Source organism: Frankia casuarinae, from assembly GCF_000013345.1.
Lineage (GTDB): Bacteria > Actinomycetota > Actinomycetes > Frankiales > Frankiaceae > Frankia > Frankia casuarinae.
Map to the genome: position 1 here is coordinate 5,281,317 of NC_007777.1, position 17,298 is coordinate 5,298,614.

Here is a 17,298-nt window from a genome sequence, read left to right on the forward strand (position 1 = left end):
AGGGTGACCGGCAACCCCGCCGCCCCCGCGGCCACCTCCGTGAGTCCCCCCGCCGAGCAGCCCTACCAGGAGCTGGGGCTCACCGACGACGAGTACGCCCGGATCATCGCGACCCTCGGTCGCCGGCCCAGCGACGCCGAACTCGCGATGTACTCGGTGATGTGGAGCGAGCACTGCTCCTACAAGTCCTCCAAGGTGCATCTGCGGCAGTTCCGGGACACCCCGTTGACGGACCGGCTGCTGGTGGGCATGGGGGAGAACGCGGGCGTCGTCGACGTCGGCGAGGGGCTGGCGGTCACCTTCAAGATCGAGTCGCACAACCACCCCAGCTTCGTCGAGCCGTACCAGGGGGCCGCGACGGGTGTAGGCGGCATCGTCCGTGACATCCTGACCATGGGGGCCCGCCCGATCGGCGTGCTCGACCCGCTGCGCTTCGGCGAGGCCGACGCGGCGGACACCGCCCGGGTCCTGCCCGGGGTCGTCGCCGGCATCGGTGGCTACGGCAACTGCCTCGGCCTGCCCACCATCGGCGGCGAGGTCGTCTTCGACCCGACCTACGCGGGTAACCCGCTGGTCAACGCCCTGTGCGTCGGGGTCATGCCGGTCGATCGGGTGCAGACGTCGGCGGCGACCGGGGTCGGCAACGCCGTCGTCCTGCTCGGCGCCAAGACCGGCCGGGACGGCATCGGCGGCGTCTCGATACTGGCGTCGGCAACCTTCGACGAGGGCGGCGGCCCGGCCCGGCGACCCTCGGTGCAGGTCGGCGACCCGTTCACCGAGAAGATCCTGATCGAGACCTGCCTGGAGCTGTTCGACCGCAAGCTCGTCACCGGCATCCAGGATCTCGGCGGCGCCGGGCTGACCTGCGCGCTGACCGAGACCACCGCCGCGGGCATCGCCACCGGCCAGCCCGGCGGCATGGAGGTCGACCTCGACCTCGTGCCCCTGCGCGAGGCGTCGATGGCGGCGCACGAGGTCCTCGCGAGCGAGTCCCAGGAGCGCATGCTGGCGATCGTCACGCCCGAGGCGCTGCCCGAGGTTCTCGCCCTCGCCGAGCGCTGGGGTGTGCTCGCGACCAGGATCGGCACCGTCACCAACAGCGGTCGGCTGACCGTACGCTGGCACGGCGAGGTCGTCGTCGACGTTCCGCCCGGATCACTCGCCGACGATGGCCCGGTCTACGAGCGCCCCCTGCGCCGCCCGGTCGACTTCGACCTGGTCCGGGCGGACGCACCCACGCCCGCCCGGCTCGCCCGGCCACGGACCGGGCCGGAGCTGCGGGAGACCCTGCTGCGGCTGGTCGCCTCCCCGAACCTGTGCTCGCGGGCCTGGGTGACCGACCAGTACGACCGGTACGTGCAGGCGGGCACCGTGCTCGCCCAGCCGGAAGATGCGGGCGTGCTTCGGCTGTCGGCGGCCACCGGCCTGGGGATCGCGCTCGCCACCGACGGCAACGGACGGTACGCACGGCTCGACCCGTTCGCCGGCACCCAGCTCGCCCTGGCGGAGGCGTGCCGCAACGTGGCCGCCGCCGGATCGGTGCCGATCGCGGTGACGAACTGCCTGAACTTCGGCTCCCCAGAGGACCCCGAGGTGATGTGGCAGTTCGCCCAGGCGTGCGCGGGCCTCGCCGAGGGCTGCCGGCGGCTCGGCCTCCCGGTGACGGGCGGCAACGTCTCGTTCTACAACCAGACCGGCTCGACGCCGATCCATCCGACCCCGGTGATCGGGGTGCTCGGCCTGTTCGACGACGTCACGCGCCGGACGCCCATCGGCTTCGCCGAGGAGGGGGACGTCCTGATCCTGCTCGGCGAGACCGCCGACGAATTCGGCGGCTCGGAGTGGGCGTGGGTGACGCATCGCCATCTCGGCGGCGAGCCGCCGGCCGTCGACTTCGCCCGGGAGAAGCTACTCGGCGAGATCCTCGTCGCCGGTTCCCGCGACGGCATGCTCACCGCCGCGCACGACCTCTCCGACGGTGGGCTCGCCCAGGCGCTCGTCGAGTCGTGCCTGCGCGGCGGGCACGGCGCCCGGATCATCCTGCCGGCCGGATCGGACCCGTTCGTCGAGCTGTTCAGCGAGTCGGCCGGCCGCGCCGTCGTCGCGGTGCCCCGCGCGGAGGAACTGCGCTTCACCGACATGTGCGAGGTGCGGGGCCTGCCGTGGCGGCGTGTCGGTGTCGTCGACGGGGACACCCTCGACGTACAGGACGCCTTCACCGTCGGCCTCGACGAGCTGCGCGCGGCGCACGAGGGAACGCTGCCGGCACTGTTCGGCCGGCTCACCTAGACACGAGTACGTCCGGATAAATCCGAGTAAGTCCCGGCGGGCGAGGCCGGTCAGGAGTGGCCGTAGGGCTCCGGTCCCGGGCCGTCCGCGGTCTCGCCCGCCCCGTTGTCGTCCACCGAACCCGGCGGATGGGCGGCCACACCCACCAGCTCGACGTCGATCGGCTCCAGGTCGGAGGGGTCCTCGTCGAACAGGACGGGTTCGGGATGCGCCGAAGGAGCCACCAGTGCCTCCGAGTGCGCCCCACAGCCGTGGTCGATCGACGTGACCCGGCCGTCGTCCGGTGCGAGCTCGTTGGCGCAGACGCCGAACATCCGGCCGAGCGCACCCGCGAGCCGCACGTGGAATCCGCAGGTCAGGCAGGATGCGGGCGCCACCTTCGCGATGGATGCGTCCGGGCCGGCGGGACCCGCGTACCAGCGTTCGACCGCCTCCTCCCGCCCGGTCACGGACAGCACCCGGGCCCGCCCCAGACCGAGCTCAAGGAAGACGTCGGTGTCGACGAACTCCTCGGCGTCCTCTGTGCGCAGCGCGAGCCGAGGATCGTCGATGGCGGTCGGCAGCAGGTCCCCGATCCCGACGTCGCCCGGCCGCAGCCGCTCCGACCAGGGGACCCACGGGGGCGCCAGCATGGCCCCGTCCCCGGGCATCAACACGACGTCGTCGACCGTCGCCTTGCGCACCCGCGCGGCCCGGGTAACGATCACTGTCCAGACCCAGCCGGGATAGGCCCGCGCCAGGCAGGCGAACCGGTGCAGGACGAGGCGGTCCCCCTCGCTCTCGACGCCGAGATGCGCACCGACCTCCGCCGCGGACCCCGCCTCCTCGACGGCCGCCTGCCGGGCCAGGTCGACGGCGGCCGCACAGGTCGGATCGGCCACGGGTTCCCGCCCGGACCGGACCGTCCTACGAACATCGGGAGCATCCACGGGAAGTATTCTCACCCACGAACCCATCCACCGCCCGACGTGGTCGTAGTGGCGCAGGTCCAGGACGGCGCCGCGCCGGTCCAGGACGGCGCCGGTCCAGGACGAGGACACTGGGCAGGGTGAACCTGGGCAGCACAGTGGTGAACAGCCTGCGCCGGCTGCGGGCGAGTGTGCGCGGCAATGACGCCGACCGGTCGGGGCTGTCGTCGCTGACGGAGCTGTCGTTCGTCAACGCCGCCGGGGACGCGCTGGTGACCGTCGCGTTGGCGGGTTCGCTGTTCTTCGCCGTCCCGTCCGGCGAGGCCCGGTCGAAGGTCGCCCTCTACCTACTGGTCACCATGGTGCCGTTCGCCCTGCTGGCGCCGGTCATCGGTCCACTGCTGGACCGGGTGGCCTACGGTCGGCGGACGGCGCTCGCCGCCATCTGCCTGGGCCGCGGGCTGCTGGCGTGGCAGCTCGCGGGGGCACTCGACGGGCTGGCCGTCTACCCCCTCGCGCTCGGCCTGCTCGTGCTCTCCCGCGGGTTCGGCGTCGCGCGCAGCGCCGTCATTCCCCGGGTGGCCCCGGCGGAACTCACGCTCGTCACGATCAACTCACGGATCTCGCTGGTAAACATCGTCGCCGGGGCGGTCGTGGCACCCGTCGGGCTGGGCATCGCCAACATCCCTTTCGTCGGCTATCCCTGGGTGTTGCGAATCTGTGCCCTCGTCTACATGGCCGGGGTCCTACTGGCGTTCAACCTGCCCGGGCACGTCGACTCCGCCGCCGGTGAGCAGCCGCTGCGCGGCCCGCTTCCCTCAAGCGTGGCCCGGCGCGGCGTCGGGGCGCGGATCCGGGCGTTCCTCGGCACGCTGCCGGTGGCGCTGCGCGCCGCCCTGGTGCTACGCAGTCTGGTCGGCTTCCTGACGTTCTATCTGGCGTTCCTCCTGCGCACCAACGGCGGGAACAACCTGTGGCTGGGCGGGCTCGCGGTCTGCGCGGGCGCCGGCAGCGGCCTGGGAGTCTTCATCGGCGGCCGGCTCGGCCGGCGCCGTCCCGAGGGCATCCTCATGCTCGCGCTGGTGTTGGCGGCAGGGGGATGCCTCGGTGCGGCGATCACCTACACCAAGTTCACCTCGCTGGTCGCCGCGCTGCTGGCGTCCATGGCGGGGTCGATGGGGAAGCTGGCGCTGGACGCGATCATCCAGCGGGACATCCCGGAGACCACCCGCAACTCCGCGTTCGCCCGCTCTGAGACCGGTCTGCAGCTGGCCTGGGTCGCCGGCGGGGGCCTCGGACTGATCGAGATGCCCGGGACGGTCGGCTTCGCGGTGGCCGCGGCGGCGATGGGGATCACGTTGTTCGTGGAGGCCGGCGCGCTGCGTCGGTCCCGGCTGGCCGCCCGCACCCAGTTCCGCGCGGACACCCGCAACCGCCCACCCGCCCACAACGATCCGGACACAACGAAACCACTCGGTCACCCAGGGGTTCCCCCGCAGGCACCCATGCCCCCGCCGATACCGATGCCCACACCGACACCCATGCCCACACCGACACCCATGCCCACACCGACACCCATGCCCCCGTCGGCCCACGCGACCGCGTCAACGCCGCTGCCACCGGCCGACCCGTGGCGGCAGGCCCCACTCCCCATTCCGGCGACGCTCCAGGATCCGACCGGTCCGACCCGGCCTGACCGCCGACGAACGGCCCGCGGCCTCCGATGGCGGCGCCGGAACTGATCCGGCACGCCAGCGACGTGACCCGGGCCACCGTGCCCACCGGCCAGCGGCTGAAGGCCCTGACGGCGAGCGACGCCACCGCACGGGCGGCGATACCCTCCGACCGTGCGCACGCCCCACCTCCTCCGCCGTCTCCCGTTCCGGCGGCTCGCCGCGGCTCTCGCCGCCGCGGTCGTCGTCGGCCTCGGCCTGAGCGGCTGCGAGCGACCGACTCCCCTGGTGACCATGGAGTCCGGGGGACACTTCGTGCGGACGAACGCCGCGCAGTACGAGCGGGACGGAACGGTGATCCAGAAATCGGTATCACCGCCGCACATCACGGTCAGGCCCGGAAGCGCCATCAACATCGACGTGCCGACGTCGGTCGCCGACCGCGGCTACTTCCTCGTCCTGGGCAGGGAGCGGGTGACCGACAAGATCAGCGAGACGCACTACCGGTACGTTCCCGCCAAGAACACGCCTGCCCTGCTCGTGGTGTTCGCGCTTCCCGAGGCGGGCAGCTCCAGCGACCAGGCGTCGGGAAGCTGGCCGTTCCTGGTCACCTTCAAGCCCTGACCCGCCGCCGGCCACTCCGCCGCCGGACCGGAACCAACGACCCGCGCACACCAGCCCCCGAACGGGGATACACCGTGCGCGCAGCGTGCCACACCTCCCCACCGGGACCACGCAGCGTCGTCCGCGATGCTAAGGTCCGGCAACAAGTCCGATTTGCACCCCATCGAAAATCCCGCGCTGTTACCCAGCCGTCCGGTGCGGTGGTGTTCGGGTGAATCGACCGACAGCATGCGACAACAGACGAGGACGTCCCCAGATCATGATCCGGACCTGATCGTGAGCCGTACCCTGATCGTGACCGCGGTGACCGCCGAAGCGGACGCGGTGTGTGCCGGCCTGATGGGCAGCTGGTCGAGCGGTCGGACCAGAACCCCCGTCGGACCGGGCAGCCTGGTGTCCCCCGAATGGGACCGCCAGCTTCTCACCACCTCCACCCTGGGCCCCTACGTGGGCCGGCGACGCGGACCGGTGACGGTGCTCGCGGCGGGCACCGGCGGCCCGGCCGCGGCGGCGGGCACCGCGGTGGCATTGTCGGTGGCGAGCGCGGCGGGGCAGCCGTTCAGCCTGGTGGTGGCGATGGGGATCGGCGGTGGGTTCCGCGGCTGGGCGGAGATCGGGGACATCGTCCTCGCCGATCGCATCGTCGCCGCCGACCTCGGCGCGGAGTCCGGCCTTGACGAGGAACCGCCCGCTCCGCCGATCGGCCGCATCAGCGAGATGGACCGCAATCTCGGGTTCCACAGCAACGGCGCGCCGGCACCCCGCGGCGGCCTCGCCCACTCGTCGAACCCCGCGGGGTCGTTCCTGAGCCTGGAGGATCTCGGGCTCGGTTCGTCCACGGTGGTCCCGGATCCGGACCTCGTCCACCGCCTGGGCACGGTGCTCGACGTCACCGGTCGGCGGATCGTCACGGGTAGCGTGATCAGCGTGTCGACGGTGACGGGCACCGAGCGTCGGGCCACGGCGCTGACCGAGCGGCTGGACCCGGTGGCGGAGTCGATGGAGGGGTACGCCGTCGGGGTGGCCGCCCGGGCCTTCGGCGTCCCGGTGGTGGAGATCCGTACCATCAGCAACACGGTCGGGCGCCGGGACCGGTCCGGCTGGAACCTGCCGGTCGCGCTGGCCAGCCTCCGCACGGCCGCCGCGGCACTCGTCACCCACCCGGACGGCCTGGTGACGGCCGCACCGGTGGCCACCGCGAACGACGTCTCCACCACGATCCCGGCCGGGCACCCGGGTGCCCGCGGCCACCACGGGAACAGCGGCCACCACGGGACGGGAGAGCACTGAGATGGGTGCTGGCCGGGCGACCACCTCGAACCTTCCGGGTCCGCTCTCGCTCGCCATCTCGCCCTGCCCCAACGACACGTTCGCCTTCCACGCCCTCGCGCACGGACTCGTCCCGGGAGCACCCGAGGTGTCGGTGACCTTCGCCGACATCGACGTCCTCAACACCCGGGCCGCCGACGGGCGGGACGACCTCGTCAAGGTGTCCTACGCCGCCCTGCCGTGGCTGCTCACCGGGTATCAGCTGCTGACGGCGGGCGGGGCCCTGGGCCGCGGCTGCGGCCCACTCGTCCTCACCGCCGGGCGGTCGGACCTGCGCGGTGCCCGGGTCGCCATCCCCGGCACCCGCACCACGGCCTACCTGCTGTTCCGGCTGTGGGCGGCCGACGAGGGCGTGACGAACGTCGACGTGCTTCCCTTCGAGAAGATCATGCCCGCCGTCCGCGATGGCGCGTATGACGCGGGGCTCGTCATCCACGAGTCCCGCTTCACCTACCCGTCCTATGGACTGACGGCGCTCGTCGACCTTGGCGACTGGTGGGAGGGCCAGACCTCGCTGCCCATTCCGCTCGGCGCGATCCTCGCCCGCCGGGGGCTGGACGGTCCGGTGCTGTCCGCCGCGGTGCGGGCGAGCGTCGCCGCGGCCTTCGCCGATCCCGCCGCCAGCGCCGACTACGTCCTCGCCCACGCCCAGGAGATGACGCCCGACGTCGTCGACGCCCACATCCAGCTGTACGTCAACGAGTTCAGCCTCGACCTCGGCGACGAAGGGTTCGCCGCCGTCGAGGCCCTGCTCTCCCGCGCCGCCGACGCCGACCTCGTCCCCGTGCTTCCGCGGCCGCTGCGCTGAACCGCGAGCCCCCTCGGAGGGTCCTGATGGCAGGATGGAGACGTGAGTACCGATCAGATACCGGCTGTCGGCGTCGCGGAGCTACCGGTCGAGCTTTCCGCGGACGGTGCCCCGCTGATGGTGGACGTGCGGGAGCCCGACGAGTGGTCCGCCGGTCACATCGCCGGCGCGCTGCACATCCCGATGAGTGAACTGGTCGCCCGGCTCGACGAGGTTCCCCGGGAACGCGAGGTCGTCGTGGTGTGCCGCTCGGGCGGTAGGTCCGCCGCCGTCACCAACTACCTCAGGCAGGGCGGCTGGCAGGTCCGCAACCTGACTGACGGGATGCTCTCCTGGCAGGCGCACGGCCGCCCGATGGTGAGCGAGAGCGGCGCCGCGCCCACCGTCCGCTGAGAACCGCCGGCCGACCCCGCCGGGTCCGGGCCGACCCCGCCGGCTGCTCCGCATTTCTCGGATGATTCAGCGCCGCGGGCTTCCGGTCAGCCGCTCGGGGTCAGCCCCAGTGCCGGCTGGTTCGGGCACTTCTGGAGAACGGCGCGCATCGCGTCCGCCTCCGCCTGGACGACCCACAGGCGGTAACGGGCCTTCAATCCCACCTGGCGCGCGACGTAGGGGCACTGCTCCCCCGGGCTCGGCGGCAACCATTCGGCGGCGTCGTGATCGCTCTTGCGCTGATTCGTGGGACCGTCGACAGCCAGCAGGTTCTCCGGATCGTTGGCGAACTGGAGCCGTTCCCGAGCGGTCCAGTTGAGCGCGCCGGTCCGCCACGCATCCGCCAAGGGGACGACGTGGTCGATCTGCACGCTGGCGGAGTTCCGTCCACGGTCGAAACGGATGATTCTGGTGGTGTACGGATCCCGGAGCTCGCCGGTCAGCACCGTGCAGCCGTCCGATCTGCGGATGGTGGTGCTGCGCAGATCTCGCCGCAGAATGTCGTTACGGGTGTCACACCCGTTGTCGTCGATGTCCGACCAGGCGGGCCCGAACTCGTCCCGGCGGTACCTGGGAGAGTTGTCCTCCGCTTTGATCGGAAGGGTGGCGAGCAGCTTCAGCGCCGAGCCGCTGGCGGTCGGGGCACCAACCTGGTTGGACGTTCCGGTCTGGTCGGAAAGGTCACTGCAACCGGTCAGGCCGCCGACGAGGACGAAAACGGCGAGGACGGCGAGGGCCGCGGCTCCGCCGGGTCGACCGGGCCGACCGGGTCCGTGACGATCTGGACCGACACCGCTTCTTCGCACCGGACTCCCCACCTCGACGGTTCGGAACCCGTGGGAAGTGCTCGCCCCGCTTCGGGTCCGTTCGGATCGAGGGTGACATTAACTGGAGATCGGCCCGCCGGGTTGGTCGGCCACCGTCAGGGGACGGGAACGCGGGCTCCCGCGCTCACCGGATTGTCGTGCAGCTCCAACTCCTGGGCCGTGGCGTCCCGTGGGATGTCGAAGACCATGGTGCCCGCTCTGAGGTCACCCGGGTTGATCGAATCCCACAGATCCTCGTTACTCAGCTGGAAGCGGGCGAGGAAATCGGCGCTGTGCCGGCCGCCGCCGCCGTCCCACAGAAACTGGGATGAGGTCACCAGCGTGCGGGTGGAGTCGCCGATGTTGCGCACGGTCACGTGGGCCAGGCAGAACTGGCCGTCCGTGTGCCGAGCGAGCAGTCCGTCACCGAGTTTGGTCTGCCCGCATCGGAAGGAATCCACGATGAACTCGAGCTGGCCATCCGTGACGGGGCGGTTCAGGCCGCTGGCCGGACCCGGTGCCGTGCTCGGACCGGTGGAGCGCGACGGGACGGTCGTGGCCGCCGACTGTTCCGCGGAACCATTTTGGCCGCTCTTTCCGGGCAGGCTGACCACGACCGCGATGGCGATCAGCGCGCCCAGGACGATGACGGCGATCCAGACGAGTCGCCTGCGATCGAGCCCGCGGGCCGGCGGCGGCTGGGCGAAGGACGGGTACGGCGCGCCGGGCTCGCCCGGTACCGGCCCGTGCCGATCGGGAGCCTGGCCGGACCACGGCCCCGGCGGCGCGCCGGGGACCTGCCCACCCATCCGCTCGCCCAGCTGGGCGGGCCGCGGGCCGGGGCGTCCCCTCGGGCTGTGCGCACCGGACTGCCCCGGTGGTGCCTGGCGTGGTTGTCCCGGTCCCTGGCCCGCCCGGGCGGCGGGAGCGCCCGCGTTCCAGTGGACCTGACGCGCGGGAGCCGAGGTCGCCGGGCCGATCCGGGTCGGGGCGGCGCGGGGCACCTCGCCGGTTCTGCTCAGGAGCTCCTCGGCCTGACCCATCGCCTCGCCGATGGCACCGGTACCGCGGGAGGGTGGCTGCGCGATGAGCCGCAGCAGCAGGTCCCGGGCGCTCGGCCGGTCGTCGGGATGCTTGGCCAGGGCCGCGCTGACCAGGCCGACCAGTGGCTGCGGCAGACCGCGCAGGTCCGGGGCGGACCCGACGATGCGCATGCCGAGGTCGATGTCCGTACCGTCGCCGAACGGGTGGCGGCCGGTACCAGCGTAGGCAATGAGGATGCCCCAGGCGAAGACGTCCGCCTCCGGACCGATGGGCTGGCCGTGCACCTGCTCGGGCGCCATCCACCCGGCGGAGCCGAAGCCCCATGCCGTGGGCTTCGCCTTCGCGCCCTCGAGGGCCTGCGCGATCCCGAAATCGATCACGCGTGGCCCGGACAGTGAGAGCATCACGTTGCTGGGCTTGAGATCCCGATGGACGAGGCCGGCGCTGTGGATCGCGGTGAGCGCCGTCGCGACCCCCACGGCCAGTCCGGTCAGGGTCGACGAGGTCAGCGGGCCCTTGTCGACCTGCATGTCCAGCCGGACGCCGTCGATGAACTCGGTGACGAGGTACGGCGCGGGCGCATTCGGATCCGCGTCCAGGACTTCGGCGGTGCAGAAGGGAGCAACCTTGCGTGCCGCTTCGACCTCGGCCCGGAACCGGCGGCGGAACTCCTCGTCGGCGGCCAGGTCCGGTCTGATGACCTTGATGGCAACCCGCCGTCCGGCCCGGTTCCTCGCCAGGTAGACCGTGCCCATGCCGCCGACCCCGAGCCGGCTGAGCAGAACGTAGGGGCCGACCGACCGGGGCTCGTGTGGATTGAGCGGATCACCTGGTTCGGAGCGGCCGGGACCCATGCGTGCGGCGTTGTCGGCCACGGTCAGCACCGCACGGCTGTGATCACGACCGCTGTCCACTGCTTGTCACACGAATGCCTCTCGAATCCCGATCCGACGCCTCGTTCCGACCGCCGATCCGTGCCCTCCGCCGATCAGCGGAGGTGGGACGGCCCTCGGCGATGCCACCGCGGCCGGCTGCGGGGCTGCTCATGGTTCGGTCTGGTCTACGTTCGCAGTCTGCCGCACTGCCAACGCTTCCAGTCGCACGCGGGCTCCCCGCCGACGGGACCGGTCGGCTCCCCGACAATGTGTTGCCGCCACGGCGCGCAGGCCGCGGCGGATGAGGCCCTAACCGAGGAGGCATCGTGAACCGATGCGTACCAGTGTGGCCAATCTGATGAAGGGCTCGATCTCGGCTCATGCCCGGATCCCGATTGATGTGGCTGGCTCGGCCGGTGTCGCTGATCTGATGGGAACAGCGGATTCGACAGCGGATTCGATGGATGCGGCTAGGGTGACCGTTGTGCTGGCGGAAACGTGACATCCGGTCCGTCCGAGCCCGGGCCACGCGGGGTGGACGGCCCCTGGCTGCTCTGCCCCTGGTGCGGTGGCCCGGTGCCACTGACCCACCTGGCGGCGTCCGACGAGGAACCGGGCGCCCAGGTCGCGGTGTGCACCGGGTGCGGCCGACGGGTCGGTTTCCTGCCGCCGGTCTAGACCTCCAACTCGTTGGCTACGGCGTGCACGACCTTGGCGACCCGCTGGGCGGTCCGCCGGTCGGGATACCGGCCGCGACGAAGGTCCCGCTGCACGTCGTCCAGCACCTTGATCATGTCTTCGACCATGCTGTGCAGCTCGTCCGGACTGCGCCGCGCGGCCTGGGCGGCCGCCTTGGCGACCGACGGCGGGGCGGTCAGCAGCCGGACCGACAGTGCCTGGTCGCCACGCCGCCCGGCGGCGACGCCGAACTCGACCCGGTCGCCGGGTTTCAGCCGGTCGACCCCGGCGGGCAGGGCGGCCTTGTGCACGAAGACGTCGCCGCCGTCGTCCCGGCTGAGAAAGCCGAAGCCCTTGTCGACGTCGAACCACTTGACTTTGCCGGTGGGCACGGGCGACCTCGTTCTGTGTAACGGCAGGACAACGCAACGGAAGATGAGTGATTCCCAGGCTATCCGTCGGCCGCACGTCGCGTGCGTCTTCGGTAGCGATCGGCTGTCGGGTGCGCCCATCTCCCTCCCGTGACAGTGGCCCGGCCCGCGTTCGGCACCACATCCTCGTAGGCTGTCGCACGTGTCGGCGAAACCCTCGTCCCGGCAGGTCGGACCCGTGGCCGGCGGTGCGGTAAGCGAGGTCATGGCTCCGGTCGCAACCCCGCCGCCGGTGACCTGGGCGGATCGGCTGGTCCGGATCGGGGCCGTGCTCTTCGGAACCGGTCTGGTCGCCACGGCGGCGGCGGTGATCCCCTTCTTCCTGGGCGCCGAGAATCTGCCGACCTGGCTGAACGCCGTCGCCGGCGGCGGACTGACCATCGGGTTCGCCGTGGCGCTGGTGGGGGTGCTCGCCGCCGCCCGATCCCGGATTCCCGAGGAGAGCGATCCCGATCTCTACGTGAACAACCCACATCCGCCCGACCACGGGGCCCGCAGGGAGGCCGATCGTCCCGGGGACGCCGACCACCCCGGGGACGGCACCGGTTCACGGGCAGATCCTGTCACCCGTTCCCGGTAGTTCCTTGATCTCACGGCCGGGGGTGCGGACCCCCGCCGGGCCCACCGCGTCGCGGCGTCAGCCCGGCTGTCGTCGGCGCCGGGCCTCGTCGACCAGCCAGGGCGGGAAGTCGGCCAGCCGGGGGAGGACGACGTCGGCGCCGGCGGAGAGCAGATCGGCGGCCGAGCAGGGCCCGGTGGCGACCCCGACGGCGAGAGCACCGCCGTCGCGGGCGCCGACCATGTCGCCGACGTGGTCACCGACGAAGACGTCCACGCGGTGGGCGCGCAGGGCCTCGCCCTTCGTCTGCGCGAACCGGGCTCCCTCCACCACGTCGGCGGTGATGCCGATCCGGTCCAGACTCGCGCGGGCCAGCGCCGTGCTCTTCGCGGTGACGACCACTACCCGGCCGGCTAGCCGCCGCACCGCGGCCACCGCGGCCACCGCGGCCGGCATCGGCAGCGACGCCGGCAGCGCGTGGACCGCGTAGAGCTCGCGGTAGCGGGCCGCCACGGCCGCGACCTCGGCCAGCGGGAACCAGTGGGCGAGCTCCGTCTCCAGCGGCGGGCCGAGCCGGGCGACGACCGTCTCGGCGTCCACCGCCACCCCGGTCTCGGCGGACAGGACGGCGAAGGTCGCCCGGATGCCGTGCCGGGCATCCAACAGGGTCAGATCGAGATCGAACCCGACGACCGGGACGGATGCCCGCCAGAACGACACCAGCCGAGCTTAAGGGCCGATGTTCCCGGGAAGCCCGCATTATCCAAGATCGCCTACCGGATCTGTACGATCTGTACGCCCCGGGCGGGCGAGATCCGGCTCACTACGCCGCTCGACCGGTAGTGTCCGCGGGTGTGACCAGGGTTGTGGTGGATGTGATGCTCAAGCCGGAGATTCTCGACCCTCAGGGGCAGGCGGTGCTCGCCGCGCTGCCGCGCCTCGGCGTGAGTGGGATCGTCGGGGTCCGCCAGGGCAAGCGTTTCGAGCTGGAGCTGGAGGAGGGCACGGACCTCGACGGCGCGGTCCTGGCCCGGGTCGAGCACCTGGCCTCGACCCTGCTGGCCAATCCGGTGATCGAGGACTACGCGGTGCGCATCGAGGACGTCTCCACGCCGTCGGTGGGCAGCCCCGCCGGCTGAGCCTCTCCGCGCAGCCAGCCAACCAAGGCAGCGCCGAAGGCGCAACGCGGGGGGCTCGGGGCGGCTCGGCCCCCCGGCCAGCATGACGAAAGCCCCTGACGGCGCAGCCAGCCAACCAAGGCAGCGCCGAAGGCGCAACGCGGGGGGCTCGGGGCGGCTCGGCCCCCCGGCCAGCATGACGAAAGCCCCTGACGGCGCAGCACGCGCCGCCAGGGGCTTGCGTGGGCGAGGGGGGAGTTGAACCCCCACGTCCGCTAGGACACACGGACCTGAACCGTGCGCGTCTGCCATTCCGCCACTCGCCCGAGTGGGACTATCTCTTGACCAGACGACACGCTACCACGCCGGAGATGTCCTTCACGGAGGGGGGTCGGGCCCGTCGCGAACATGTCAAGCTGCCGAGCCGTGGGACGTCCGCGCCCGGGGGCATACGATCTCACAGACCGGGAGAAGGGAGGTCGAGCATGGGCGTGCTACAACGCTTCGAACGGCGCCTGGGCGGCCTCGTCGAGGGTGCGTTCGCGAAGGTGTTCAAGGGCGGAGTCGAGCCCGTCGAGATCGCCAGCGCGTTGGCCCGGGAAACCGACGATCGGCGGGCGGTCAGTTCGAACCGGGTGCTGGTGCCCAACGAGTTCGCCGTCGAGCTCGCCGGCGGCGACTTCGCCCGGCTCGCCCCCTACGACCGGGCGCTGTGCGACGAGCTCGCCGAGATGGTTCGCGAGCATGCGGCCGAGCAGCGTTACACCTTCGTCGGCCCGGTGTCCGTGCGGATGTCCGAGGCCACCGATCTCGATGTCGGCGTCTTCCGGGTCCGCAGCAGCGTGGCCGCCGCGGACCCGGGAGCGGTGACTGAACGGCGCGCACGCCCTCCCCGACCGGGCGCTCCCGGCACCCCGCACCTCGTCATTACCACGAAGGCCCCGGGAGGGCCCGCGGGCGGAGGGGAACGGGAGTATCCCTTGGACGCCGAGACGACCGTGATCGGCCGCAGCGTCGAGTGCGACATCCGCCTGAACGACACCGGTGTGTCTCGTCGCCACGGCGAGATACGCCGGCTTCCCGACGGGCAGTTCCTCTACGTCGACGCCGGGTCCACCAACGGCAGCCTGGTCAACGGTCGCGCGGCGACGCAGGTCAAGTTGGTCAACGGGGACAAGATCGAGCTCGGTACCGCGACGATCGTCTTCCGTCGCGAGGACGGGCGGGGGAATGGTCCGGCGCGCGTGGGCGCCCGTGGAACACCTCCGCCGGCCCAGGCCGGGGGCCGGGAGACCATCCCGCCGGACCGCCGTCCCACGCCCGCGCCGGACGACCCGTACCGGCGCGGCTCGTCGCCACACGCCGGCCGTGTCGACCCGTACGCCGATCGTGATCGGCGCGGTGGGCCGGGGTACCGGGACGATTCATACCAGAACCGGAGGGACCCGTACCGGGACCGGACACCGGAACGGGATCACGGCTACGACCAGCCGTGCGACCACGGTGGTCGTGACCCCTATCACCGTGACCCCCGTGACGGGCGTGAGGGACGAGCCGACGCTCCTCGGCGAGCCGACGCTCCTCGGCGAACCGACGCTCCTCGGCGAGCCGACGCTCCTCGGCGAGCCGACCCCTACCGCGAGCCGAGCAACCCCGGCCGCCGGCCCGGCTCCGGTTCGCCGCCCGATGGGCTCGAACCCCTCGACGACGTGTACGACGCCGACACGGAGCTCCCCGGCCGCGCCGCCGCGGAGCCTCCCGGCGGGGATGGTCGACGTGGCCGGCCCAGATCGGCTCGAGGCTGGTAGCGCCCGATGGACCCCACTGAACCCAGCGAACTCGTACTGCTGGTTGTCAAGATCGGATTCCTTGCCCTCCTCTGGGGATTCGTTCTGGTCGCCGTGCGCGCCGTCCGGCTGGACATGTTCGGCCCCACCAAGCGTCAGCAGCGGCGCGAGCCGCCCCCCCTGGTCCGGCCGACGCCGCCGCGCACTCCACCCCAACCTCCACGCAAGCCACAGACACCTAGCAAACTCGTGGTGACCAAAGGCCCCTTGACCGGCACAACGATCCCGCTAGGAACGGCACCTGTCACCATCGGACGGGCACAGGACTCGACTCTGGTCCTCGAGGATGACTTCGCATCCGGGCGGCATGCGAGACTCGTGCCCCACGACGGGCAGTGGTTCGTGGAGGACCTGGGCTCGACCAATGGCACATTCCTCAACCGTACGAAGGTGACCAGTCCCATGCCGGTACCTCTCGGCGCGCCGGTCAGGATCGGGAAGACGGTCCTGGAGCTCCACCGGTGAGCCTCAGGCTTCACTTCGCCGTCCGCTCGGATGTCGGGCACGTACGGGAAGGAAACGAAGATTCAGCCTATGCCGGGCTCCGCCTGCTGGCGGTGGCCGACGGCATGGGTGGTCATGCCGCGGGGGAGGTCGCCAGCTCAACGGTGATCTCCCGCCTGGCGGATCTCGACGACGCGATCGACAGCGACGATCTCGTGACGGAGCTGAACGAGGCCGTCCGGGACGCCAATCGGCAGCTGCGCGAGATGTCGCTGGAGAACAGCGCGCTGGACGGCATGGGCACCACGGTGACCGCCGTGCTCTCCTCCGGTGACATGCTCGGGGTGCTGCACGTCGGCGATTCCCGGGCCTACCTGCTGCGCGACGGCGTCCTCAGCCAGGTCACCCACGATCACACCCTGGTGCAGGATCTCGTGGACCAGGGTCGGATCACCCCCGAGCAGGCGAACACCCATCCGCAGCGCTCGCTGCTGATGCGGGCGCTCGACGGTCGGGAGGTCGAGCCCGATCTCTCCGTGCGCCAGGCGATCGCGGGAGACCGCTACTTGCTGTGCACCGACGGCCTGTCGGGGGTGGTGAGCGAGGAGACAATCCTCGAGACGCTGCTGCTGCCCACCCCGCAGGAGGCGGTCGACCAGCTGGTCGACCTGGCCCTCAAGGGCGGCGGCCCGGACAACATCACCGTCGTGGTCGCCGACATCGAGGAGGACCACGGCGAGGCGGAGCCCTATCCCCTCGTAGCCGGCGCGGCGGCCGAGAAGCGGGCGGTTCCCGGCGCGTCGCCGGCCCGCAGCGGGCCGAATCCCCAGTACCCCGACCACGAGTCCGCGGCGGCGAAGGCGGCCCGTATCGGTCGGCCGGGCTTCCACCGGCGGGACCGCCAGGCGCAGGCCAGCGATCGGGGCGACGACGACGGCGACGACTCCGACCCGGAAGGATCCGGGGGACGGCGCTCCGGGCGGCGGGTCCTGTTCGTCTCCACCGTGGTGTTCGTGCTCATCGCGGCCGGTGCCGCGGCCGGGTGGACCTACGTGCGCGGGCAGTACTATGTCGGCGTCGACGACGAACACGTCGCCCTCTTCCAGGGAGTGAAGGGCATTCCGCTGTCCTCGGTGGTACTCCCCCGCCGTCAGCCACTGTCGGAGGTTGCGGAGCCCGATCAGGCGGAGCTCCGACGAGGCATCCGCGCCGGCAGCCGCGACGATGCGGAAAAGATCATCTCGCGCCTACGGACCCCGGCCACGCCCTCCGTACGCCCGAGTCCGAGTCCGACCGACCGTTCCAAGGTGCCGTCGGGCACCTCGGGCTCCTCCCTCCTGTCCACCGCCCTGTGCCAGCCGGCGACCGGTGCCGGCGTCACGGTCCCGGGATGCCCGACCACACCCGTCCCCACCCCCTCACCGTGATCTCAG

General features: G+C 71.8%; 17 protein-coding genes and 1 tRNA gene. 12 read left to right on the forward strand and 6 right to left on the reverse strand.

Translation table 11 applies throughout. From position 1 onward, the window contains the following. Positions 1 to 3 precede the first annotated feature (3 nt). Entirely contained in the window at positions 4 to 2,289 is a 2,286-nt protein-coding gene (gene purL / locus FRANCCI3_RS22345; protein WP_011438771.1) for a phosphoribosylformylglycinamidine synthase subunit PurL, read from the forward strand. Positions 2,290 to 2,339: 50 nt separating this feature from the next. Here purL and FRANCCI3_RS22350 read toward each other — a convergent pair whose 3' ends face one another. Further along, positions 2,340 to 3,329: a DUF3027 domain-containing protein gene (locus FRANCCI3_RS22350; RefSeq protein WP_023840643.1), complete on the reverse strand. Its 990-nt coding sequence runs from the start codon at positions 3,327 to 3,329 to the stop codon at positions 2,340 to 2,342. A gap of 8 nt (positions 3,330 to 3,337) precedes the next feature. Here FRANCCI3_RS22350 and FRANCCI3_RS22355 point away from each other — a divergent pair, with 8 nt between their 5' ends. The 5 genes from FRANCCI3_RS22355 to FRANCCI3_RS22375 all read left to right on the forward strand — a co-directional run bounded on the left by FRANCCI3_RS22355 (position 3,338) and on the right by FRANCCI3_RS22375 (position 8,024). Next, positions 3,338 to 4,939, forward strand: coding sequence for an MFS transporter (locus tag FRANCCI3_RS22355; RefSeq protein WP_011438773.1), 1,602 nt, complete (start codon positions 3,338 to 3,340; stop codon positions 4,937 to 4,939). 105 nt (positions 4,940 to 5,044) lie between these two features. Beyond that, the gene (locus FRANCCI3_RS22360; protein WP_011438774.1) at positions 5,045 to 5,494 is read left to right on the forward strand and encodes a hypothetical protein; all 450 of its coding nucleotides are present in this window, start codon (positions 5,045 to 5,047) and stop codon (positions 5,492 to 5,494) included. A 276-nt stretch (positions 5,495 to 5,770) separates the two neighbouring features. Next, the gene (gene mqnB, locus FRANCCI3_RS22365; RefSeq protein ID WP_023840640.1) at positions 5,771 to 6,784 is read left to right on the forward strand and encodes a futalosine hydrolase; all 1,014 of its coding nucleotides are present in this window, start codon (positions 5,771 to 5,773) and stop codon (positions 6,782 to 6,784) included. A 1-nt stretch (position 6,785) separates the two neighbouring features. After that, the gene (locus tag FRANCCI3_RS22370) at positions 6,786 to 7,631 is read left to right on the forward strand and encodes a 1,4-dihydroxy-6-naphthoate synthase (RefSeq protein ID WP_011438776.1); all 846 of its coding nucleotides are present in this window, start codon (positions 6,786 to 6,788) and stop codon (positions 7,629 to 7,631) included. Between the two features lie 42 nt (positions 7,632 to 7,673). Then, positions 7,674 to 8,024, forward strand: a complete 351-nt coding sequence (locus FRANCCI3_RS22375) for a rhodanese-like domain-containing protein (RefSeq protein ID WP_011438777.1) — start codon at positions 7,674 to 7,676, stop codon at positions 8,022 to 8,024. An 86-nt stretch (positions 8,025 to 8,110) separates the two neighbouring features. On the opposite strand, the gene FRANCCI3_RS22380 is transcribed toward FRANCCI3_RS22375, so the two are convergent. After that, entirely contained in the window at positions 8,111 to 8,869 is a 759-nt protein-coding gene (locus FRANCCI3_RS22380) for an HNH endonuclease family protein (protein WP_011438778.1), read from the reverse strand. A gap of 116 nt (positions 8,870 to 8,985) precedes the next feature. After that, a complete protein-coding gene (locus tag FRANCCI3_RS22385) occupies positions 8,986 to 10,767 on the reverse strand; it encodes a protein kinase domain-containing protein (protein ID WP_049761147.1) in 1,782 nt (593 codons plus the stop codon). A gap of 367 nt (positions 10,768 to 11,134) precedes the next feature. Here FRANCCI3_RS22385 and FRANCCI3_RS27220 point away from each other — a divergent pair, with 367 nt between their 5' ends. Continuing rightward, positions 11,135 to 11,290 (forward strand): hypothetical protein, encoded by a 156-nt coding sequence (locus tag FRANCCI3_RS27220; RefSeq protein WP_237704552.1) that lies wholly within the window; start codon positions 11,135 to 11,137, stop codon positions 11,288 to 11,290. 172 nt (positions 11,291 to 11,462) lie between these two features. Here the strand turns inward: FRANCCI3_RS27220 and FRANCCI3_RS22395 are convergent, their stop codons facing one another. Next, positions 11,463 to 11,858, reverse strand: coding sequence for a cold-shock protein (locus FRANCCI3_RS22395; RefSeq protein ID WP_011438780.1), 396 nt, complete (start codon positions 11,856 to 11,858; stop codon positions 11,463 to 11,465). A gap of 181 nt (positions 11,859 to 12,039) precedes the next feature. Here FRANCCI3_RS22395 and FRANCCI3_RS27370 point away from each other — a divergent pair, with 181 nt between their 5' ends. Next, positions 12,040 to 12,477, forward strand: a complete 438-nt coding sequence (locus FRANCCI3_RS27370) for a hypothetical protein (protein ID WP_023840636.1) — start codon at positions 12,040 to 12,042, stop codon at positions 12,475 to 12,477. A 57-nt stretch (positions 12,478 to 12,534) separates the two neighbouring features. Here the strand turns inward: FRANCCI3_RS27370 and FRANCCI3_RS22405 are convergent, their stop codons facing one another. Next, positions 12,535 to 13,176, reverse strand: coding sequence for an HAD family hydrolase (locus tag FRANCCI3_RS22405; protein WP_011438782.1), 642 nt, complete (start codon positions 13,174 to 13,176; stop codon positions 12,535 to 12,537). 134 nt (positions 13,177 to 13,310) lie between these two features. Between FRANCCI3_RS22405 and purS the strand changes: the two genes are divergently transcribed. Continuing rightward, complete coding sequence (gene purS / locus FRANCCI3_RS22410; RefSeq protein WP_011438783.1) at positions 13,311 to 13,595, forward strand: phosphoribosylformylglycinamidine synthase subunit PurS; 285 nt, start codon at positions 13,311 to 13,313, stop codon at positions 13,593 to 13,595. Positions 13,596 to 13,817: 222 nt separating this feature from the next. Here the strand turns inward: purS and FRANCCI3_RS22415 are convergent. After that, positions 13,818 to 13,900 (reverse strand) — tRNA-Leu (locus FRANCCI3_RS22415). A gap of 159 nt (positions 13,901 to 14,059) precedes the next feature. Here FRANCCI3_RS22415 and FRANCCI3_RS22420 point away from each other — a divergent pair. From FRANCCI3_RS22420 to FRANCCI3_RS22430, 3 genes are read left to right on the forward strand one after another with little or no spacing between them, the layout of a single operon-like run. After that, on the forward strand, positions 14,060 to 15,382 hold the full coding sequence (locus tag FRANCCI3_RS22420) for an FhaA domain-containing protein (RefSeq protein ID WP_011438784.1): 1,323 nt from the start codon (positions 14,060 to 14,062) through the stop codon (positions 15,380 to 15,382). Between the two features lie 6 nt (positions 15,383 to 15,388). Continuing rightward, positions 15,389 to 15,886 carry an FHA domain-containing protein FhaB/FipA gene (locus FRANCCI3_RS22425; RefSeq protein ID WP_011438785.1) on the forward strand — a complete coding sequence of 166 codons (498 nt, stop codon included), beginning with the start codon at positions 15,389 to 15,391 and terminating at the stop codon, positions 15,884 to 15,886. Next, positions 15,883 to 17,292 carry a PP2C family protein-serine/threonine phosphatase gene (locus FRANCCI3_RS22430; RefSeq protein WP_011438786.1) on the forward strand — a complete coding sequence of 470 codons (1,410 nt, stop codon included), beginning with the start codon at positions 15,883 to 15,885 and terminating at the stop codon, positions 17,290 to 17,292. Before FRANCCI3_RS22425 ends, FRANCCI3_RS22430 begins: the two co-directional genes overlap by 4 nt. The last annotated feature ends 6 nt before the right edge of the window (positions 17,293 to 17,298 follow it).